The organism is Staphylococcus sp. HGB0015 (genome assembly GCF_000411275.1).
GTDB classification, from domain to species: domain Bacteria; phylum Bacillota; class Bacilli; order Staphylococcales; family Staphylococcaceae; genus Staphylococcus; species Staphylococcus schleiferi.
Genome location: NZ_KE150418.1, coordinates 576,257 through 595,070, shown reverse-complemented (window position 1 = coordinate 595,070; position 18,814 = coordinate 576,257). Strand labels below are relative to the sequence as shown.

Genomic DNA, 18,814 nt, shown 5'->3' with positions numbered 1-18,814 from the left:
GAGAAAAGTGTTATAATAGAAATAATCACTTCTATATACTGGGGGTCTGAAAATGACAAATCAAGATAAAAATTTAAATAAAGAATTATGCTTTTTATTTTATGTCGCTTCCAAAGAAGTCATTAAAAAGTATAGCGCGCATTTAAAAAACTATAATCTCACATATACAGGTTATATTACATTGATTTCAATAGAAGATGATGAAGTGATCAATATTAAACGTTTAGGTGACCGAATTTATTTAAATTCAGGTACACTCACACCACTTATTAAAAAGTTGGTTGCGCAAGGATTTGTTGAAAAAATTAGAAACCCTGAAGACGAACGTAACCTTAATATTTCATTGACCGATGAAGGGCGTCAACTGAAACAACAATTAAGAAATGTCACTGTTGATGCTTGTGCTTCACTTAAATTTGAAGGCAATGATTTGGCAGATATGGTTGGTATTTTACAACGTTTTCTAGATAATAATTTCCCTTCAAATCCAACCGCACTGTAAGACACCTAAATAGGTCGTTGATACACTTCAACTCACCCAGTCTCATGGACTAGGTGAGTTTTTCTTTTTAGTGAACTTAAAGCCTTTTCTTTATTTAAAGCTATTCCAATACTTATAAAATAAATATGAAACGCCTACATGCAATGGCGCCTGTGTTAAACGATAAATCGGCCAAGGTAATCTCGGCACAAAGTCATGCAAAGCGATTAAGCAAGTCGTTGTTGCGCCTTCTAAACGTCTAAACTCTAACCTTGGAATCCGACCGCTTCTTTTAACAAGCAATCCCCCTGTAATATTGAGTACTACGCTTTTAACAGGATCACTTGTGGTGTCGTGATACATTTGAATGAGGGGTAACTTGAATGGCATTAAAATAATTGTAAAACGCGTTCCATCATAGACACCGTTGATCAATCGACCATTCAATGTCTTAAGAAAGCGACCATACATAGATGTAACACCATCCATGGAAACATTTTCAGGAATTTCAAGGGCCTGTATAGAACGTACAGTTTGTGTTTCTTTACTCAGTTGGTAAAGCGCACGTTTTCCCCATTTTAAATGTCTCACCTTTATTTTTTGATGAATCACATCAATATTATAAGCTGCCAATGTTTGTTCAAGTATAGGATTGAGACGTGCTTGAATTGCTAAACATTTTTGGACACCCGCTTGATGCATAGCGGTTGCTAAATTATCATAGATGAGTCGCTCCAAATTAATCACACGTCCTTGTGTTAAGGCGTTGTTAGAATAATGTGGATCTCCAATAATCACGACAAAAGCAATATCTTCTAGCGCCTTTACAACATCTGCTTTGTTAAATAAATCAATGTGGCGTGTTCGCCCATTCGTCGTTTGTGCCATAGTCGGTGACACTTGTACATAAACTTTATGACCTTGCTCCCGCATCATATTTACATATTCATGGGTGTAAGGTTGACCGTCTGTGATGACTAAAGTATTGACCATCCTTCTCACTCTTTCGTTTTTTCAATTTAAACGTATTATACCAATTTTTTAATCGATAATGAATCGAATAAGCGCCATAGCTAAGCATGCGTGTCATATTGTTCATCATCAAAGCGTTCTATTATGGTAACTTGCTTCTTGCAAACTCGATGCTCTATATAAAGATAGGGCTGGAACCGTGTCGCTCCAACCCTGTCTATAACATAGAATCACTAAAAGCTTAGAACCTTATTTTAAGTTAAGCCCTTTTTCCAATTCATCAATTTGTTTAATTGTTGTAGTCGTTGAACCAGATGCAAAATACCATAATTTTGGATCTACTTCGACAACTTTTTTATCTTTGATTGCTTTTACATTTTTAAGCACATCATTGCTAAGTACCTGTTTTGCTGAAGATTGTTCACCTATCGCTTGACCACGATCCATCGCAAAAATAATACCTGGATTTTTCTCACTGACATATTCATTTGTCACATTCTGACCATGTCTACTACTCTTAATGTGGTCATCAGCTGGTTTAAATCCTAATGTACCATAAACTAAATTACCAAAACGGTCACCAGCGCCAAATGTTGATAATTCACCTTCATTAACAAGTAAGTACATTGCTTTTTCATCAATGTTTTTCGTTTTTGCTTTCATTTCATCAATCTTTTGGTCTAAATCTTTAACAAGTTGATTCGCTTTGTCTGATTGATCATAAATCTTACCTAAATTTTCAGTGTTTGTTTTCATAGAAGCTACATAATTTTTATCGTTAGCACCCGTATAAATTAATTTTGCTTTAGGGGCTGCTTTTTTTAATTCATCAATATTTTTCTGTGACGCTGTTCTTGGTGATAAATAAATGACATCTGGTTTTGCTTTTGCGACAACATCAAAATTAATCTCTTTCAAACTCCCTGTATTCGCATAGCGATCATCTTTAAAATCATCTAAGAAATCTGGAAGTGATGCACCACCTTCACCTTTTGGTAACGCGACAATTTTATCTTCTAATCCAAGTGCTTTCATCGTATCGACCGTACCATAATCAAAAACGACTGCTTTTTCAGGAACTTTATCTAATTTCACTGTATCTTGATATGATTTGTCTTCGCTACCGTCTTTAGCTTCCCCTCTTAAAGTGAAATCATTTTTAATTTCAACAGTTTTTTTGCTGTCCGCTTCTTTCGTTTCTTCTTTTTTATCATTGTTTTGATTACCACATGCGACTAAAATCACCATGAGTGTCATCATTAATAATAGACCCAGTTTTTTCATTGTTTTCCTCCACATATTTAAGCTATTTAATCGTGTTGCTTTTAATGATATACAGCATTATTCATCAAAATAAATACAAATCTGTTGTCCACGAATTTCTTCTATTTTGACATCCATTTCATAAAGTTCTTTTAATACAGCTGTATGAATGACTTCGCGTTTAGGTGCTGCTTTGATCAATTTGCCATCCTTCAGAGCGACAATACGATCTGAATATACAGAAGCAAAATTAATATCATGTAAGACAACCACAATGGTCTTATTGTGAAAAGCAGCAAGTTCACGTAACGTCTGCATAATTTGGACAGAATGCTTCATATCCAAATTATTTAAAGGCTCATCTAATAAAATGTAATCCGTATCTTGAGCAATTGTCATCGCAATATAAGCGCGTTGACGCTGACCTCCGGATAACGTTTTAAGATAACGATGTCGAATTTCTTCCAACTTTAATAATGAGAGTGCTTCATTAACTTTTTCTTTATCCTCTTTCTTTAAATAGCCCTTCGAATAAGGAAAGCGACCAAAATTAACGAGCTGTTCAACGGTAATATTTAACTCTGTATGATTAGTTTGTTTCAGAATGGATAAACGTTACGCAAGCGTCTGACTTTGATACGTTTCTATTGCTTGACCCTCGATCTCAATAGCCCCAGAATCAAATGAATTCAAACGACTCATTGCTGAAAGTAATGTACTCTTTCCAGCACCGTTTGGACCAATCAAAGATGTTAATTTTCCTTTTTCAATATCAACATCAATATCTTTGAGTATCTCTTTACCATCGATAGATTGGTTTAATCCTCGAATATGAATCATGCCGCTGTCCTCCTTCTCATTAATAAGTAAATAAAGTAAATACCACCAATTAAATTAATCAGTATACTCACTTGTGTTGTTGCTTCGAATAAGTGTTCCACAATCCACTGTGCTATAAATAAACTAATCCAACTGATACAAATTGTTGCAGGTAATATATAGCGATGCTCAAATGTTTTCATTAACTCATGGGCTAAGTTAATTGTTAAAAGACCTAAAAAGGTAATCGGCCCTACTAAAGCTGTTGCAATAGCGACTAGTAGTGCGACAAGAATTAACAGTAAGCGTGTGACCACATTGTAATTCACACCTAAATTAATCGCTTGGGCTCTCCCTAATAAGAGAACGTCTAAATAAGGAATCACTGCCACTGTAATACCAAGCAATACAAGTAACACAACCGCACAAATCATTACAAGCGGTGTTTGAGATGCATCAAAATTTGCAAACATGGCACTTTGTACAGCTAAGAAATCTTCTGGGTTAATTAAGAGCTCAAGAAAACTGGTAATACTTCTAAAAAATGTCCCCAGAATAACACCGATCAGTAAAATAAAATAGATAGAAAACTGACCGAATTTAAAAATAACTTCAAATAAAAGCAGTGCAAATATGACCATAGCAATAAGCGATATTGAAAAATTTAAATAAAAAGAATGGACGAAGACTGAATTCACACCAAATACAAATAATATCAGTACTTTACTAAACAAGTAGACAGCATCTAATCCCATAATGGACGGGGTTAATAGTCGATTGACTGTAATCGACTGAAAAACAACTGTCGATGCGGATATCGCAGCGCCAACTAATAAAATTAAGAAAAATTTTCTAAGTCGACTTGAAATTTGGTAGGCAAATATTTCGAAATCAATTCCGATCAATAAATACATCAAAGCCGCAATCACTGTACCTAACATTAAAAAGATAAGTGTTCTCAAAGGTTTATTGTTCATAATGTCGACGTCCTTTCATTAACATCACAATAAAAACAAATGTGCCAAATATACCAATCGTTAGTCCAATATTGATTTCGTATGGATAAACGATAAGACGGCCAAAAATGTCAGAAATCATCACAAAAATGGCGCCGAGAATCGCTGTTTGTGGCAACGCATTTTTTAAATGATCACCCTTAAAAATTGAAACAATGTTTGGCACAATCAACCCTAAGAAAGGTAACGTCCCAACAGTGACTACAACAAGTGCAGTCATCGTGGCAGTAATAAACAAGCCTATATTCATAATCCATTCATAATTTAAGCCTAGATTTTTACTGAAATCACGTCCCATTCCAGCAATCGTAAATTGATTTGCAAAAATATATGTAAGAATGAGTAGCGGTATACTCAAATACAAAACTTCATAGCGTCCGCTCGTAATTATCGCGAAATTACCATTTAGCCAATTGCCAATACTCTGAACAGCGTTTGTTCTTAATGCAATAAAAGTCGCAAAACTAGAGACAATCCCGCCAAGCATGATGCCGATGAGCGGTACAAAGATCACGTCTTTGAACTTAATCCGTTGCACAATTTGAACAAACATAAATGTTCCAAATAAGCTGCATAAAACGGCAAAAACCAATTTTAAAAGGATATGTTGTTTTGGGAAAAAGATAAGTGATATTAAAATACCTAATTTTGCCCATTCCATCGTCCCTGCAGTCGTTGGACTCACAAATTTGTTTTGCATCATTTGTTGCATAATAAGCCCTGCAAGCGCTAGAGCACTCCCAGAAATTAAAATACTTACTGTTCTTGGTATTCGACTTGCCCATAAGATATTCAGTTGATGCGCATTAAATTGAAATAGCTCAGTGATAGGGACACGACTCACACCAATAAATAAAGAGCAGACAGTGAGCACACAAAGGATCAAGAACAACACATAAACATTCATTATCACGCGCATTATTCTGTCTCCTTATAAAAGCAATTATTGATAATGATTTTCATTATCAATAAAATTTTAGCATTAAGCCAACTTTTACACAATATTAAATTTAAATTTTCTATTAAGTTTAAATCCAGTTCTCATTTAAAAATTGTTGTTAAATGCATATCAGCGACCATCACAATGTAAACATCAAAATAAAAAAGCCACATCATTTCGCGCACACTGCATTTAAAATTACAGTGTTATCGCAAATGATGTGGAAATTGAAATTTACATATGATAATAGTCATCAGTGAACATGGGAACGCGGTTTGACTGCGTCATGCAATATCCATCGTAAAATACACCTCAAAAGAACTCAAGGTGTTTGAACAACCTACTCAAGTTGTCATGATGATATATGCTTAATGCGAGTCTACATCAAGCTATAAATGAACATTAACATAATTGTCAGCGTTGTGATAACCGCTGTAATCACCGCCCAATTATTCGGACTGATTTTACCAGGTTTTGCTGTACGTTTAAACGCACGTATGGTAATGACCCAAGCAATCACCGTTAAGATTGATAAAATCACTATAAAGAACATGGTGTTCACTTCCTGCACCTCCAATGTCATTTCGTGAATAATATCATATTATCATATTTATCAATATAAAATTAAAAAATCGTCATGGCATGTAGGGGTAGCCATGACGATTCTTTATTCATTAATAGAACAACATCAATAAGATTGGAAGCATAACGGAACTTAAAACGGCAGATAAAATCATGCCGATTGAGCTAAATGCGCCCGACTCTAAGTCCATCTCTAAAGCACGTGCAGTACCAAATGCATGAGAAGCATTCCCAAATGTCATCCCACGTGCGATAGAAGTTTGAAAATTCGTCATGCGCACAAGTGTTGCACCGATCATACTTCCGACGAGACCAGTAGCAATAATAAACATAATTGTCACTGTATCTTCGCCGCCGAGCTGATGTGACACTTGCACTCCGACCGCGGCTGTAATCGACCGGGGTAACAAAGTCACGATATCTTCGCGACCGTAACCGAGTAACTTTAAGCTAAAATAAATTAGGGAAAAGTTTAAAGTGACCGCAGTTAACACACTCACGAAGATGGTTTTGAAGTATTTTAAAATCTTGTGACGATTTAAGTACAATGGAAAAGCCAAACAAACAACGGTAGATCCGAGTAATTGATTAATCCATTGTCCTCCAACCATATAACTGTGATAATCGAGACGAAATAAGAGTAATATCATAATGACACTTATAGATGTGATTAAAACAGGGTTAAGAATAGGAAAATTAAACTTTGTATATAGTTTTCTAGACAGTATATACATCACGACTGTCAACGCAATCATTGCAACGCCCTGTAAAAACATCATGATTGCTCATGCCCTTTGCGAAATACACGTCCTGTTGTCATTTTTTCAGCAACTAAACCGGAACTATAAGCGACAAGTATAGTCCCTAAAACAACAAGCGAGAAAAAGACAACGAAGTTTAAATTTAATTCAGAAACCACATCCATCACGCCTATCACAGAAGGAATGAAGAAAAACACCATCGTAGCGAGTAGAAAATTTGCGCCCTCTTTAATCCATTCTACTTTCACGATTTTGAACTGCAGTAAAATAAAAAATAGGATTAATCCAACAATACTTCCTGCAAGTGGGATGTGAAATAATTGTTGAATCCCGTTACCTAATAATGTAATGCCGTATATGATGAGTAATTGTGATAACACTTTAAAACACTTTTTCAACTTAATCATTTCATCCACCCTTCTCTTCATTCGAATGATTCTATTGTAAAGGGTGATGATACATAAGAAAAATATTGGTTTTTCATATCAATCATTACTTTTTTCTATGATAACGCTATCTCCTTGTTGTGCCAATGGCAGATGGATATTCAGGTAATCTAAAAAAGTTTTAGTGGCATGGTTAAGGTGCACATCTTTTTTCCATATCACGCCCATCTCCCAATCTAAAGTGACATCACTCAGTTGTAAGACTCTGATTTCTGGATTCTGAGCAATGATACGCACGATGTTCTCAGGCAAAATACTAATCCCCATCTTGGCAGTAATTAAATGCTCAATAAAACGCCATTGCGAAATTTTAGAAACAATATGCGGAACGAACCCCGCTTGGCGCGTTACCGCAATGATTTTATCATTCAAATAAAAATCCTCGTTAAACATCACAAAATCTTCGTCTTTTAAATCAGAAATTGTCACACTTTGTTGGTGTGCTAACGGATGGAGATGATGCATCACCACTTCAAAGCGCTCTGAATAGAGTGGGAATGAATCGAATTCTTGGTTATTTACTGGTAAGGACGTTAACCCTAAATGGATATCATTGTTTCTCACTTGAGCTTCAATCGTTTTCCCGCCGTTCTCATTCAGATTAAAAACGACATCCGGATACTTTTGATGAAATTCTCCCAATACTTGTCCAAATCTTTCCATATCCATAATGGCAGATAATCCAATAGAAACATAACCTTTCTCTATTCCAAGTAAACTACTGATTTCAAAAGGTAAGCTATCATATAAATTTAATATTTCACACGCTTTATTAAAGAAAACTTCACCCACATCTGTTAAGCTCAGTTGCCGCTTCGAACGATCAAATAATGGCTCTCCTAATTCTAATTCTAGCTCTTTGATTGCCTTACTAATTGTTGGCTGTGCAATATACAATGTTTCTGCTGCACGTGTCATCCCTTCTTGACGTACAACTTCTACAAAGTATTTCATTTGTTTGATATCCAAACGATAACCCTCCATTCTTTCTCTTTATTATAGCCCAATGCCTCTTAAAAATTGTAACGTGCACAACGGTCTCACACAAATTTTGACACGCTTACACTTTAAAGGTAATATAATACTAATTTTACATATTTTTTATCTTATAAAATGGAGATATGCTTATGACATTACCTAAAAATGTGAAGTTGCGTTTACTCATGTTGTTTATTCAAAATGCCTCAGTGAATGCCGTGTTTCCGTTTATGGCATTATTACTCACGCACTATTTAGGCGGTAAAAAAGCCGGACTTATGCTCATTGTCGGAATTTTATTAAAGTTTAGCGGGTCGATTATCGGTGGCTATTTGAGCGACCATTTACCACTTAAGAAGCATGTCATCGCTTGTTTAACGGCAATGAGTGCACTGCTCTTTCTAGGTATGGGGGCTGTATTGGCTCAATTAGAAGGGGCACAGTCATTTCAATTATTATTTTTGGTTTTCTTGGCTTGTTACCTTCTCAATGAGCTCTTTACTGCCTTAGCCAAACCGATGTACAATGCTTTAGCTTTAGATAGTATTGACGAGACAAACCGACAACCCTATGCCCGCTTTAAGTATTGGATTTCGAACACCTCTACTGCACTCGGGATGCTGATTGGAGGATTATTTTACAGCTCGTTCAAAGTGTGTTTATTTATATTGATTTTTATTTGTTTGACTTTGAATGTGTTGATTCTCTATTTTGGTGTACAAGAAGCGCGACGCACAATCAGTCATCCATCAGCACGTCGCTTTGTGGCGATGTTTCAACGTTATCAAGTGGCATATCGGAATCGACCCTTCGTCTTATTGCTTATCAGCAGTATGCTCATATTAAGTGCGGAAATGTCACTCTCATCCTATGTTGCAGTGCGTTTAGAACATCAATTCAAAACGTTTCAATTGTTTGGCTTTCCGATTGATGGTGTCCGTATGTTTTCAATATTGTTATTAATCAATACTTTGACGATTATTAGTTTAAGCTTTGCGATTTTACATTATTTCAAACGTTTCAAAGTCGCGACCGTTTTAAATATTGGCTTTCTCTTTTTCGCAGGAGGCTATACTGTCGTTATGAGTAATAACCACGCAGTCGTCCTCGTTATCTTCATGTTGATGGCCACAATTGGCGAAATTTTGTTCACGCCGACTGTGGAAGCAGAAAAAATACGGTTTATTCCTGCCGATACACGTGGTGCACATTCTGCACTAGACAGTTGGGTACCGATTGGTGCAGAGCTCATATCACGGCTATTTTTAATCATTGGTACGGTACTCACACCACTTATGATGTCAGGTTTAGTTTTGGCAACAGTCGTAATAGGCTTTCTATTATTACTCTCAACCGTCAAACGTTATGAGGCGGTTTGAAAAAGTCCACATTTAAAAGGCTGGGATGCATTTAAGTTTTCCCAGCCTTCCGATCGCTTTTTTAAACGATGCCTATCACAAATATAAAAACCACACTCAATCTCCCCTGATCAACTGATGTGTATGCATGATCGTAGGTTATCATTGCGTGCCGTTGCATACAATCATTTCCACTGTACTTCTTTCTGATACCACGCGATGACTTGATCAATACGCGCAATCAATGTTGCCTCATCTTCTCCTTCGATGACGACTGACATGATATGATTCACACTTAATTGCGCTGCGCCAAATGATTGGCCTGGTGTCGCTTTAAGAGATTGAAAAAGCACCCAATCTTCATCTAATTGTTGTTGTATCCCTTGAAATGTCGCATTTTGGGGAGGTAACAAGATGAATCCGCCATACCGTTGAATTTGTGTGTGGCCATCTACCTCATCTGCACGCCCTGTTTGTAAGTAAAGACTCATTTGATTGAGCTGCATTCCGATGGCATGTTCTAACGTACGACCGATTTCACCACCCCCTGTACGACTTGCAATTTCACAAAAATAGATGTCATTCGTCGGTGTCACGAAAAATTCGGCATGAAACGATCCGTTCGGCAATGTCGGTAATGCCGCAACGACTTGCTTCACTTCTTGCTGTAGCGCTTGACTGAGTGAATTATCTGCCTTCAACATATAACTCGCTAACGGCTGATGATCTTTAAATGCTAAACATCCATTGTAATAGTGCGAAACATAGGCACACTTCACTTCTGCATTGTGAACAAGTCCATCGACATGATACATTTCCCCATCAATAAACTGTTCTATTTCATATCTTCCGATGTCGGGATGTGTCTGCAAAAACATGTCAATATCCTGTTGTTCGCGTGCAATCACGACATCTGACGAACCTGAGCCATCAATCGGCTTGAGCACGACAGGATAGCCGTACTTTTCTACAAATCGTTGTATGTTCGCGCCGTCTATCGCTTTATCAAAGTGGGGTATTTTTACTGCCGTGCTTTGTAACAACTGTTTCATTAGCACTTTATCCCGATACGCTTCTGCACTGATTAACGACTGCCCTTCTATTTCCAACAACGCTCTAATTTTCGCTGCTCGAATGACGTCAAATTCCGAAATCGATAACACATGTGTAATGTTATATTGCGCACTTAATTCGAGCGCACGCATTTCAATGTTAGGATTTACCATATAATGTTCAAAGGCTTCAATACGCAAATAGTTTTTATCAGCATAACTGTCTTTTTTCTCAGCTGGACAAAATAATATCATTTGTTCTGCTGTATCCGGAAACCATTCATCATAAGGTGTTTTTGCATGCTCCGTACTTGATAACATGAGTATTGTCATTCCACAACCACCTCAATCACTTTATGAATCCAATCAATTTTTTGGCGAAGCGCTTCTGTCGTCTCACCTTCTAAAACGATATTGAGCACAAAGCAACTCGAAAAATGTTCCGGTGGCATGACGATAGCATCACCAACATTTTTTAACGGAATGACATAGTGCACGCCAGGTATTTCAACTAAGCGGTCAAGCCCTTTAATCCCTTGAAATGTTCCTGCTTGCTCCGCCATGACGCTATAAAAACACATTTTCTTTGACGTTTGATCAAAAATAGGCCAATTTTCAGTCACATCATTTCCGACTGACACATCCAATATTTTTTCAATAAACGAATGACCTGATGCACCTGGAATTAAATGTGACGTAATGAAACCGCCCCCTGGTCTTGCTGCTGCTTCGATGACTTTAAAACCATCTTTCGTTGCTCTACCTTCCAGATGAAATGCACAGTGGTCAATGCCTAAACTTTGAATGGCTTGTGTCGCTTTCGTCTTAATCTCTTGTTGCAAGGTAGCATGTTTATCAGACGGAAAAATCGCAATGTACTCCAGTGAATATTCAGGTGTGACCGCTTTGTCCGTAATCCCTGCAATGCGTACTTCTCCATTTTGTACGACACCTTCAACCGACACTTCTTCACCGACAAGATACCCTTCATAAATGTAATCATTCGGATAATAAGAATACACTTTGTCACGTTCTGGTGATGTCGCATGACGTAAAGTTTCGTACACATCATCAATACATGATTCACTTTCGATTTTAAAGATTCCTTTACTTCCCGAAGCGCCAACTGGTTTCAATATCCCTGGCGTCCCAATGCGTGCAACAGCTCGACGAAAATCATCTTCACTGCGCACATTTTCAAAAGTAGGTGAAATATCAGGCACTTGATCGAACGCTACACGCATTAAGTATTTGTTACGTGCATTTTTGACATGCGACATCGGAATACCTGGCAATTGTAAGCGGTCATTTAATTGCGCAACCAATTCCACATCTTTATCCGACCATGTCAGTATCCCGCTCAACGGTTGTTTTTGATGATACGCAAGCACTGCTTCAACGACTGCTGTTTCATCATATGTATCGATTTCAATCACTTCATCTAGTCCACTGTCAATCAGTTGTGGATCATGGTCTATCATCAATACAACACGATACCCTTGTCTTTTTGCCTCAATTATCGGCGCAACGCGCTCTACTTTGTGACTTCTCAAATTAATAAATAGTAATGTTTTCACGCACTTCACGCTCCTATATTAAATCTTTGTATATTGCTGTTGATACCATTTACGATCATATGCCGTCATATCAAGTTGACTTTGATGTTCACGACAATAATCAAACCACGCTTGATAGAGTGCACCAACAACCTCTTTGTAATAAAGCGCTTTCATTAAGTCTATTTCAGAATACATCACGCCAGACGTTTTCATCAACCGTAAATCATAATAGGCATTTAACGTATACGGTAGACATAGAATTGTCCCCGGACAACGTATCGCATGTTTCACATTTGCATATACATGCCCTTGATGATGCTGATTGCTCCATTCGGTAATGTCACTCATCACTGGTGGAAAATAGTAATGCCGTTGAATCCGATGCCGCTCATTCAAAAAATTCCCCGGTGTATAGTGCCAACTGTTGTATTCCATGCGTTTACTAATCGCCGTTAAAATACCTGCCAACTTTTGGCCTTGATTGAGAAAAGCTTGTTTCATTTTGTCACTCGGTATCGCACAACAAAAATAAAATTGCTGTTTCCATTCAAAAATTGTTTCTAACTGATGGTGTTTTAATGCATCATTATACATCCATGGCTGTCTAAAACCTCGCGTCATTCCCACATCTGAATCCGTTGCCCGTATCGCATAACCTACCATTTTTTCAAGCAAAGTTTGGATCACCGTAATATCCGGATGTTGCGCAATATAGTTTATAAATGCGTCTTGATACGTCTCTTCTGACGACATCCTTAATATTTGTGCTAATTCATTCTCCATCGCTTCATCATGATACAGTCCAACTTTTTGCTTGTTTAAAAACTGTTCTTGTTTATGTAAGTTGAGGCCGTTAATTTTTCGGTAAATGACATAGTTTTCCGCAACTTTTTCACGCAACTGACATATCAATCGTGCTTTCGCTAAAAGAGATTTGGGTATAGGTTTGGAAGGCGTATCCGTCATTTCATGATAAATCGCTAACTTTTCTTCTAAATATTGGGATAAATAATGCAGTGAAAAATGAACACCATTCACCTCTTCTCCTCTAGCAGGCGGACCGGATTGCAACAATGTATAGAGGTTAAAAATAAATATACGTTCATCTCTTGTCCACGTACCCTTATTTTTCTCAGCCAAATCATCTAGTAAAAAGCGTGCGGTATCACCTTCTAAGCTTTTAAGTAGATTATTGTAATGATAAAACGTCGTATACGTATGCCCGTTATAATACAGTAATACCGGTGCCATAAAATCCACTTTTTCTTTAATTGCATCAATGACTCGTAACACGTCTTGCGGTTGTAAATGCCGGAAAAAAGGAACAACTTCTGATTGATAACGCAACATTTCCTCCGATTGCAAACGTGTCGTCAATTGTTCAATTTCAGACATTGCTTCTGGCGTCAATGAAAAATAACCCCAAACTTTCGTATAGTCATCAGTGAAACTCGGTCCTAAGTGAAGACGCCCATAGGCTGACATTCCAAAACTGATGGCTTGCTTTGGATTTGATGGTTGTTCATCTGTAAATACACACGTCGCATGCGCCAAATGTTGATAAATCGCCCATTGTTCAAAATTCAAACTTTGTCGTGCAATCTCAAGTGGAATTTTACCATCCAATGTTAGCATCGTTTCAATCACTTCTATCGGTTGCTCGAGCTGTGTCACCTTTACGTGCATTTCTTCCAACAACTGTTCAAAACCTTTTTGCTTCATTAGAATTCCTTCTCTCTGTCTAATATGATCGGTAACGAAAAAGGCTGCTGTCCCACTATAATCGCTGACGTGGGACAATTTTCAACTGCATCATCTAAATTTTCTAAGTCACATTCAGGTATATGCGCCGTGCCACTATTACAATCTAAACACATGTACGCTATCCCTTGAGCATCATACCGAAACAATCGGGGCGCCGCAGCACCACAAGCTGAACAAGAAATACACACTTCTCTGTCTACATACGCATAATAATGCATCAACTTCCCTCCTTATTACTCGAATACAAATAAAATGTATATTATATTCACTTATTACTATTATTTTTTTATATTATATCCACAAAGTAATATAGAGTCAATATGGTAATTCCGCTTATTCCAGCAATTCCACGAAAAAACCCTTCAAACAACGAATGTCTGAAGGGAGAAACTACATTATAACCATATCATTTACTGAAGTTATTTATTATTATTTTATAATCATTACAGGGATATTGACACGTTTCGCAATTTTATGTGTAACATGTCCTAACACGTGCTTAATTTCAACTTCGGAACGTTTGTTACTCATGACTACAACGTCATAGTCTGCATTTTCAACTTCATTGACGATTTCTTTCGTAGCTGCGCCTGTCGTAAACTTGACATCATATTTTAAGTTGGCATCGTCTAAAGATTTTAAAAATGGTTTCATTTCATCTTTTTTCTCTTCAACAACTTCTTCAAAATGTTTGCCTTGATAGCGTACATAATTTGCAAGTTCCGTTTCAGAAATAACATTAAAAACGACAATTTTATATGCAGAATTTTCACCTGTTAATTTCACTAATTGCTCAGGTACATTTTTAAAACTATTTCCGAAATCAAATGGAACTAGAATATTTTTAAACATATCCAATCCCTCCTCATTATTAGCATTCCCCAATATATTAAATAACAAACAATATAACTGAGAAATAAATACTTCTATCACATTTATTCTATCATTATGATAACGCTTTCTCAAATAAGACGAATAATCTAATCAATCGAAATTCAAATTAAAAAAGCACAATGCGAGTAGCCGATAAGATCTCGACGTTCACATTATGCTTGCGTTCATCTATTCATTTTTAAGATGCGAGCTCCATTACATCAAACGTATCGGTAATTTCTTGATAGTCCAAATTATGGCCCACCACAATTAAATATGGCTTCATCGGAATCGGACACGGCTTGATTTCTAAGTTTCCAAGTGTATATTGAACAACACAAGGATTCTCACAATCTTTAAGATATACAAACCCTTTTATGCGATAGATATCTTCTAAACCTTGTAGCCCTTCAATTAAAGCTGTTTGTTGGACAGGCGCATCGAATTCGTACATCAAGTGTGATAATTGCCCATGATGATGCACACTAGAGCGCTCATTGACTTGACACTGTGATTGATGTTGGACTTCGTTTAAAGTCAGCTCTCCGTAACTTGTTAAAATATAAGGAATATTCGGATATGTTTGCTGAATCTCATCCACCACAGATAACAAGGCCTCGTTATTTAATAAATCGATTTTATTTAAAATCAAGTGACTGCAGTAGCGAAACTGTTCAAATATTAAATGATGCACGGACTCTGGCAATTCTTTTTTCTCATAATAGGCTGCTACGTCAACGAGACCTAACATCGTAATATCTTCAATATAAGGCGCAAGCACAGGGGTCATACATGCATCAAAGACCCCGATAGGGTGTGCCACTCCACTACATTCAACTAAGACAATATCAGGTTGGTACGATAGATACAGCTCGTGTAATTGTTGCGATACATCTTCCTTCAACTCACAACAAATACAACCATTGACGAGGACTTCCATTTGAACATCTTCTGTAACAAGATGTTCGTCCACACTTCTTGCACCAAAATCATTCATAATCACAGCCGGTTTCAAATGATTGTCAAGAGCATCTTGGACTAAATAATTGAGCGTCGATGTTTTTCCGCCACCTAAAAAACCTGATAATATGACAATATCCATCTAAATCCCCCCATCTTTCATCCAATCACGGAATACTCGACTTCCCGTTGTGGTTTGCTGACCTTGATACTTACCATGATAAACAACTTGGGGTTTCGTTTTCGTTTCAGCTAAAACAATTTGACAGATTCTTTGACCTTGCTCAATTTCTAAAGGGAAATCATTCGCATTATATAATTCTAGCGTAATCTTTCCTTCAAATCCTGGGTCGACCCATCCTGCGTTTTGAATAAAGAGACCTGCACGACCAATTGAGCTTCTACCTTCTATAAAGCCAGTTAATTGTTCTGGCAAAGTAATGTATTCTTCCGTTGTCGCTAAAATAAATGCATGTGCAGGAACAACGACATGCGACTGATTGATCGTTTCGTAATCAATCGGCTCGCTCATCCGCTGCACACCCTCTTTAGGTGGGAGTGGCTTTAAAAAATGTTGCCCTAACGTGAGGTCAACAGAAGCGGGTTCAATATGTTCTTCTACTAATGGTTCGATTTTAAGCATTTTGCGTTTTAGATATTCCTTTATATCATTATCTGACAATATCACGCTCAACACCTCTATTTCTTTATAATCAATCATTATTTTTCTGAAAATTTATAGCCTAAATAATTTACCATGTATAGAAAGTTCATACAAGCATTTTAAAGATTCAAATGGTTTGGTCTGTTTTCAATTTGGAGAATTATCACAAAAAATGAAAAATATACGATAATTTGCACAAATATCAATTTATTGCGTTGTTTTCAGTTCTCTTTTGTATATGTATTCCATGGCTCAGATCGCTTTGACTGCCAATAGATAATCCTTCACTTAACAAAAGGATTAAAAAATATACCCTACTCTGTTCAAATTTAAACTCATTTTATATATTTTAAAGACTTAATTTTTAAAAATCAAAAATATCACCATACAAATACAAAGAATCGACATCTCATTCTCTATCATTTAGAGCCGTTATCAAATAAAAAGGGACAGTCACTGAAATTGTCCTCTAGTTATCTTCATGAAGTAACTTAAAGATTAAAAATTAACAGTAAAGAAGCTTATTGTATTTCGCTTCTTTACTGCTTTTCTTAGTAATTTAATTCTTATTAAATTATTCCTATTTCTTCTAAAGCGAGTAACTTTTTTACTGCAGAATTAATTACGCCCCAAAAAGATCTCTTACGACTCTTTCACTTGATCTTCCATCCTGGAATTTAAAATGCTTATCTAAGAAAGGTGCAACCTTTTCGATTTCAAAATCTTCATTTTCTAATGCAGTAATTAATTCATCAAAAGACTCTACAATTTTTCCTGGAACGAAAGATTCATAAGGCTCATAAAAGTCTCTTGATGTAATATAGTCTTCTAAATCAAACGCGTAAAATAACATAGGTCGCTTAAATAATGCAAATTCATATACAAGTGAAGAATAATCACTAATCAGAATATCTGTGATAAATAGAATATCGTTGACTTCTCTAATTTGCGATACATCTAAAAAGTATTGCTTATATTCTTTAGGTATATTTAATCTATTCTTTACAAATGGATGCATTTTAAATAATACGACCGCATTATTTTCACGACAGTAACGTGCAAATCTTGAAAAATCAATTTTAAAGAAAGGATAGTGGGCAGTTGCGTGACCATTCCCTCTAAAAGTAGGCGCAAACAAAATAACCTTCTTACCTTTTATCATTGGTAAATCTTCTTTCATTTTAGCAACTACTTTTTCTTTATACTGCTCGTCGAAGAAAATATCAGTTCTAGGCACTCCAGTTGGAATGACATTTTGTTCTTTTATTCCGAATGCTTCTCCATAGTATAATATGTCATTTTCAGAAGCAACATATGCTTTTGTATAGTTTCTATGATTTGGTGAATCAAAGAATGGTCCACCTCTTTTACCCGCACGACTAAACCCTACAGTTTTGAAAGCACCTACAGCATGCCAAAGTTGAATAATTTCTTGAGTCTTTCTAAAATTAACCGTGTAAATTAAAGGGTGAAAGTCGTCAACAAAAATGTAATCTGCTTTCCCTAGTAAATATGGCAGTCTAAATTTATCAACATAACTTCTTCTCATAGAAATGTGTGGTTTAAATATGTAGTGAATATCATACTTTTCATCTAATTTACGTCTCAACATTTCATCATAAATAAATTTGAAATTTCCTGACATGTTTGATCTAGAGTCTGATGTGAACAAAACTGTATTTCCCTTTTTTAAATGGAAAAATTTAGTCACGTTAAAAATCGCTTTGAATAAAAATTGACGCACATTATATGATTTTTTATTATAGCTCTTTTTATATTCGCTTATTTTTGTGGCTAATTTACTTTTAGGAGGAATAGGTTTGTTAAATTTGATGTCTAGAACAAATTCATTGACCTCTTTCGACATTTTAGGAGATACAATGTAAGTCGTTTTCTGAGAGGTACCGCCTTTTTTGAATTCATACTTATAATGATTGAGCAAGAAATTATTCTTGTCATTTGTTGTTTCCAATGAATTGTATGTCTCTAATTCATCTTCTTCTAAATTATAATTTTCAGGCTCTAAAAGTTTTTCATTGATATGAACAATGTATTCAAAGTCATCTTTAAAAATTAATAAATATTGGTCTGCTGGTAAGTAATTACCATTATCTAAGATAGCTATATTAAAACGGATTTTAAATTTATTCCCATCTATTTCTACACCATTAGCTTTTACTTCAGTCGTTTCCGTAAAATTTCTTAATACAACATTTTTGCTTTTAATTTCGTAATTTTCAGCGTGCCCTTCAATAAATAGTTGAACTCGTTCCCAATAGATGTTATCTACTTTTAATTTATAATTACTCAAACCCTTTTTTCACTC

General features: G+C 36.1%; 18 protein-coding genes and 1 pseudogene. 2 read left to right on the top strand and 17 right to left on the bottom strand.

Annotation, left to right across the window (positions count from 1 at the left end; genetic code table 11):
- Positions 1 to 52: 52 nt before the first annotated feature.
- Positions 53 to 502 carry a MarR family winged helix-turn-helix transcriptional regulator gene (locus HMPREF1208_RS09240; RefSeq protein WP_016426116.1) on the top strand — a complete coding sequence of 150 codons (450 nt, stop codon included), beginning with the start codon at positions 53 to 55 and terminating at the stop codon, positions 500 to 502.
- Between the two features lie 90 nt (positions 503 to 592).
- Here HMPREF1208_RS09240 and HMPREF1208_RS09235 read toward each other — a convergent pair whose 3' ends face one another.
- From HMPREF1208_RS09235 to cidR, 9 genes and pseudogenes are all read right to left on the bottom strand, one after another.
- The gene (locus HMPREF1208_RS09235) at positions 593 to 1,474 is read right to left on the bottom strand and encodes a hypothetical protein (RefSeq protein WP_016426115.1); all 882 of its coding nucleotides are present in this window, start codon (positions 1,472 to 1,474) and stop codon (positions 593 to 595) included.
- 228 nt (positions 1,475 to 1,702) lie between these two features.
- Positions 1,703 to 2,737, bottom strand: coding sequence for a ferrated catecholamine ABC transporter substrate-binding lipoprotein SstD (locus tag HMPREF1208_RS09230; protein ID WP_016426114.1), 1,035 nt, complete (start codon positions 2,735 to 2,737; stop codon positions 1,703 to 1,705).
- A 57-nt stretch (positions 2,738 to 2,794) separates the two neighbouring features.
- Positions 2,795 to 3,556: pseudogene (locus HMPREF1208_RS09225) on the bottom strand (iron ABC transporter ATP-binding protein).
- Positions 3,553 to 4,512, bottom strand: coding sequence for an iron chelate uptake ABC transporter family permease subunit (locus HMPREF1208_RS09220; protein WP_016426111.1), 960 nt, complete (start codon positions 4,510 to 4,512; stop codon positions 3,553 to 3,555). Before HMPREF1208_RS09220 ends, HMPREF1208_RS09225 begins: the two are co-directional and overlap by 4 nt.
- Positions 4,502 to 5,470: an ABC transporter permease gene (locus HMPREF1208_RS09215; RefSeq protein WP_016426110.1), complete on the bottom strand. Its 969-nt coding sequence runs from the start codon at positions 5,468 to 5,470 to the stop codon at positions 4,502 to 4,504. The genes HMPREF1208_RS09220 and HMPREF1208_RS09215 overlap by 11 nt, the downstream gene beginning before the upstream one ends.
- A 400-nt stretch (positions 5,471 to 5,870) precedes the next feature.
- Positions 5,871 to 6,053 (bottom strand): hypothetical protein, encoded by a 183-nt coding sequence (locus HMPREF1208_RS12135; RefSeq protein WP_154840321.1) that lies wholly within the window; start codon positions 6,051 to 6,053, stop codon positions 5,871 to 5,873.
- Positions 6,054 to 6,165: 112 nt separating this feature from the next.
- A complete protein-coding gene (locus tag HMPREF1208_RS09210; protein ID WP_016426108.1) occupies positions 6,166 to 6,852 on the bottom strand; it encodes an LrgB family protein in 687 nt (228 codons plus the stop codon).
- Positions 6,849 to 7,241 (bottom strand): CidA/LrgA family protein, encoded by a 393-nt coding sequence (locus HMPREF1208_RS09205; protein ID WP_016426107.1) that lies wholly within the window; start codon positions 7,239 to 7,241, stop codon positions 6,849 to 6,851. The genes HMPREF1208_RS09210 and HMPREF1208_RS09205 overlap by 4 nt, the downstream gene beginning before the upstream one ends.
- A gap of 78 nt (positions 7,242 to 7,319) precedes the next feature.
- The gene (cidR, locus tag HMPREF1208_RS09200; RefSeq protein WP_016426106.1) at positions 7,320 to 8,249 is read right to left on the bottom strand and encodes a cidABC operon transcriptional activator CidR; all 930 of its coding nucleotides are present in this window, start codon (positions 8,247 to 8,249) and stop codon (positions 7,320 to 7,322) included.
- Between the two features lie 158 nt (positions 8,250 to 8,407).
- On the opposite strand from cidR, the gene HMPREF1208_RS09195 reads away from it, so the two are divergent.
- On the top strand, positions 8,408 to 9,637 hold the full coding sequence (locus HMPREF1208_RS09195; protein ID WP_016426105.1) for an MFS transporter: 1,230 nt from the start codon (positions 8,408 to 8,410) through the stop codon (positions 9,635 to 9,637).
- Positions 9,638 to 9,801: 164 nt separating this feature from the next.
- Here the strand turns inward: HMPREF1208_RS09195 and HMPREF1208_RS09190 are convergent, their stop codons facing one another.
- The 8 genes from HMPREF1208_RS09190 to tarL form a co-directional block, all read right to left on the bottom strand.
- Positions 9,802 to 11,001 carry an ATP-grasp domain-containing protein gene (locus HMPREF1208_RS09190; protein WP_016426104.1) on the bottom strand — a complete coding sequence of 400 codons (1,200 nt, stop codon included), beginning with the start codon at positions 10,999 to 11,001 and terminating at the stop codon, positions 9,802 to 9,804.
- A complete protein-coding gene (locus HMPREF1208_RS09185) occupies positions 10,998 to 12,245 on the bottom strand; it encodes an ATP-grasp domain-containing protein (protein ID WP_016426103.1) in 1,248 nt (415 codons plus the stop codon). Before HMPREF1208_RS09185 ends, HMPREF1208_RS09190 begins: the two co-directional genes overlap by 4 nt.
- Positions 12,246 to 12,263: 18 nt before the next feature.
- Positions 12,264 to 13,949 carry a hypothetical protein gene (locus HMPREF1208_RS09180; protein WP_016426102.1) on the bottom strand — a complete coding sequence of 562 codons (1,686 nt, stop codon included), beginning with the start codon at positions 13,947 to 13,949 and terminating at the stop codon, positions 12,264 to 12,266.
- Entirely contained in the window at positions 13,949 to 14,209 is a 261-nt protein-coding gene (locus tag HMPREF1208_RS09175; RefSeq protein WP_016426101.1) for a ferredoxin, read from the bottom strand. Before HMPREF1208_RS09175 ends, HMPREF1208_RS09180 begins: the two co-directional genes overlap by 1 nt.
- A gap of 211 nt (positions 14,210 to 14,420) precedes the next feature.
- Positions 14,421 to 14,843 carry a universal stress protein gene (locus tag HMPREF1208_RS09170; protein ID WP_016426100.1) on the bottom strand — a complete coding sequence of 141 codons (423 nt, stop codon included), beginning with the start codon at positions 14,841 to 14,843 and terminating at the stop codon, positions 14,421 to 14,423.
- Positions 14,844 to 15,063: 220 nt separating this feature from the next.
- Positions 15,064 to 15,966: a CobW family GTP-binding protein gene (locus tag HMPREF1208_RS09165; protein ID WP_016426099.1), complete on the bottom strand. Its 903-nt coding sequence runs from the start codon at positions 15,964 to 15,966 to the stop codon at positions 15,064 to 15,066.
- On the bottom strand, positions 15,967 to 16,512 hold the full coding sequence (gene dcd / locus HMPREF1208_RS09160; protein WP_016426098.1) for a dCTP deaminase: 546 nt from the start codon (positions 16,510 to 16,512) through the stop codon (positions 15,967 to 15,969).
- A 598-nt stretch (positions 16,513 to 17,110) separates the two neighbouring features.
- Entirely contained in the window at positions 17,111 to 18,799 is a 1,689-nt protein-coding gene (gene tarL / locus HMPREF1208_RS09155; protein ID WP_016426097.1) for a teichoic acid ribitol-phosphate polymerase TarL, read from the bottom strand.
- Positions 18,800 to 18,814: the final 15 nt, after the last annotated feature.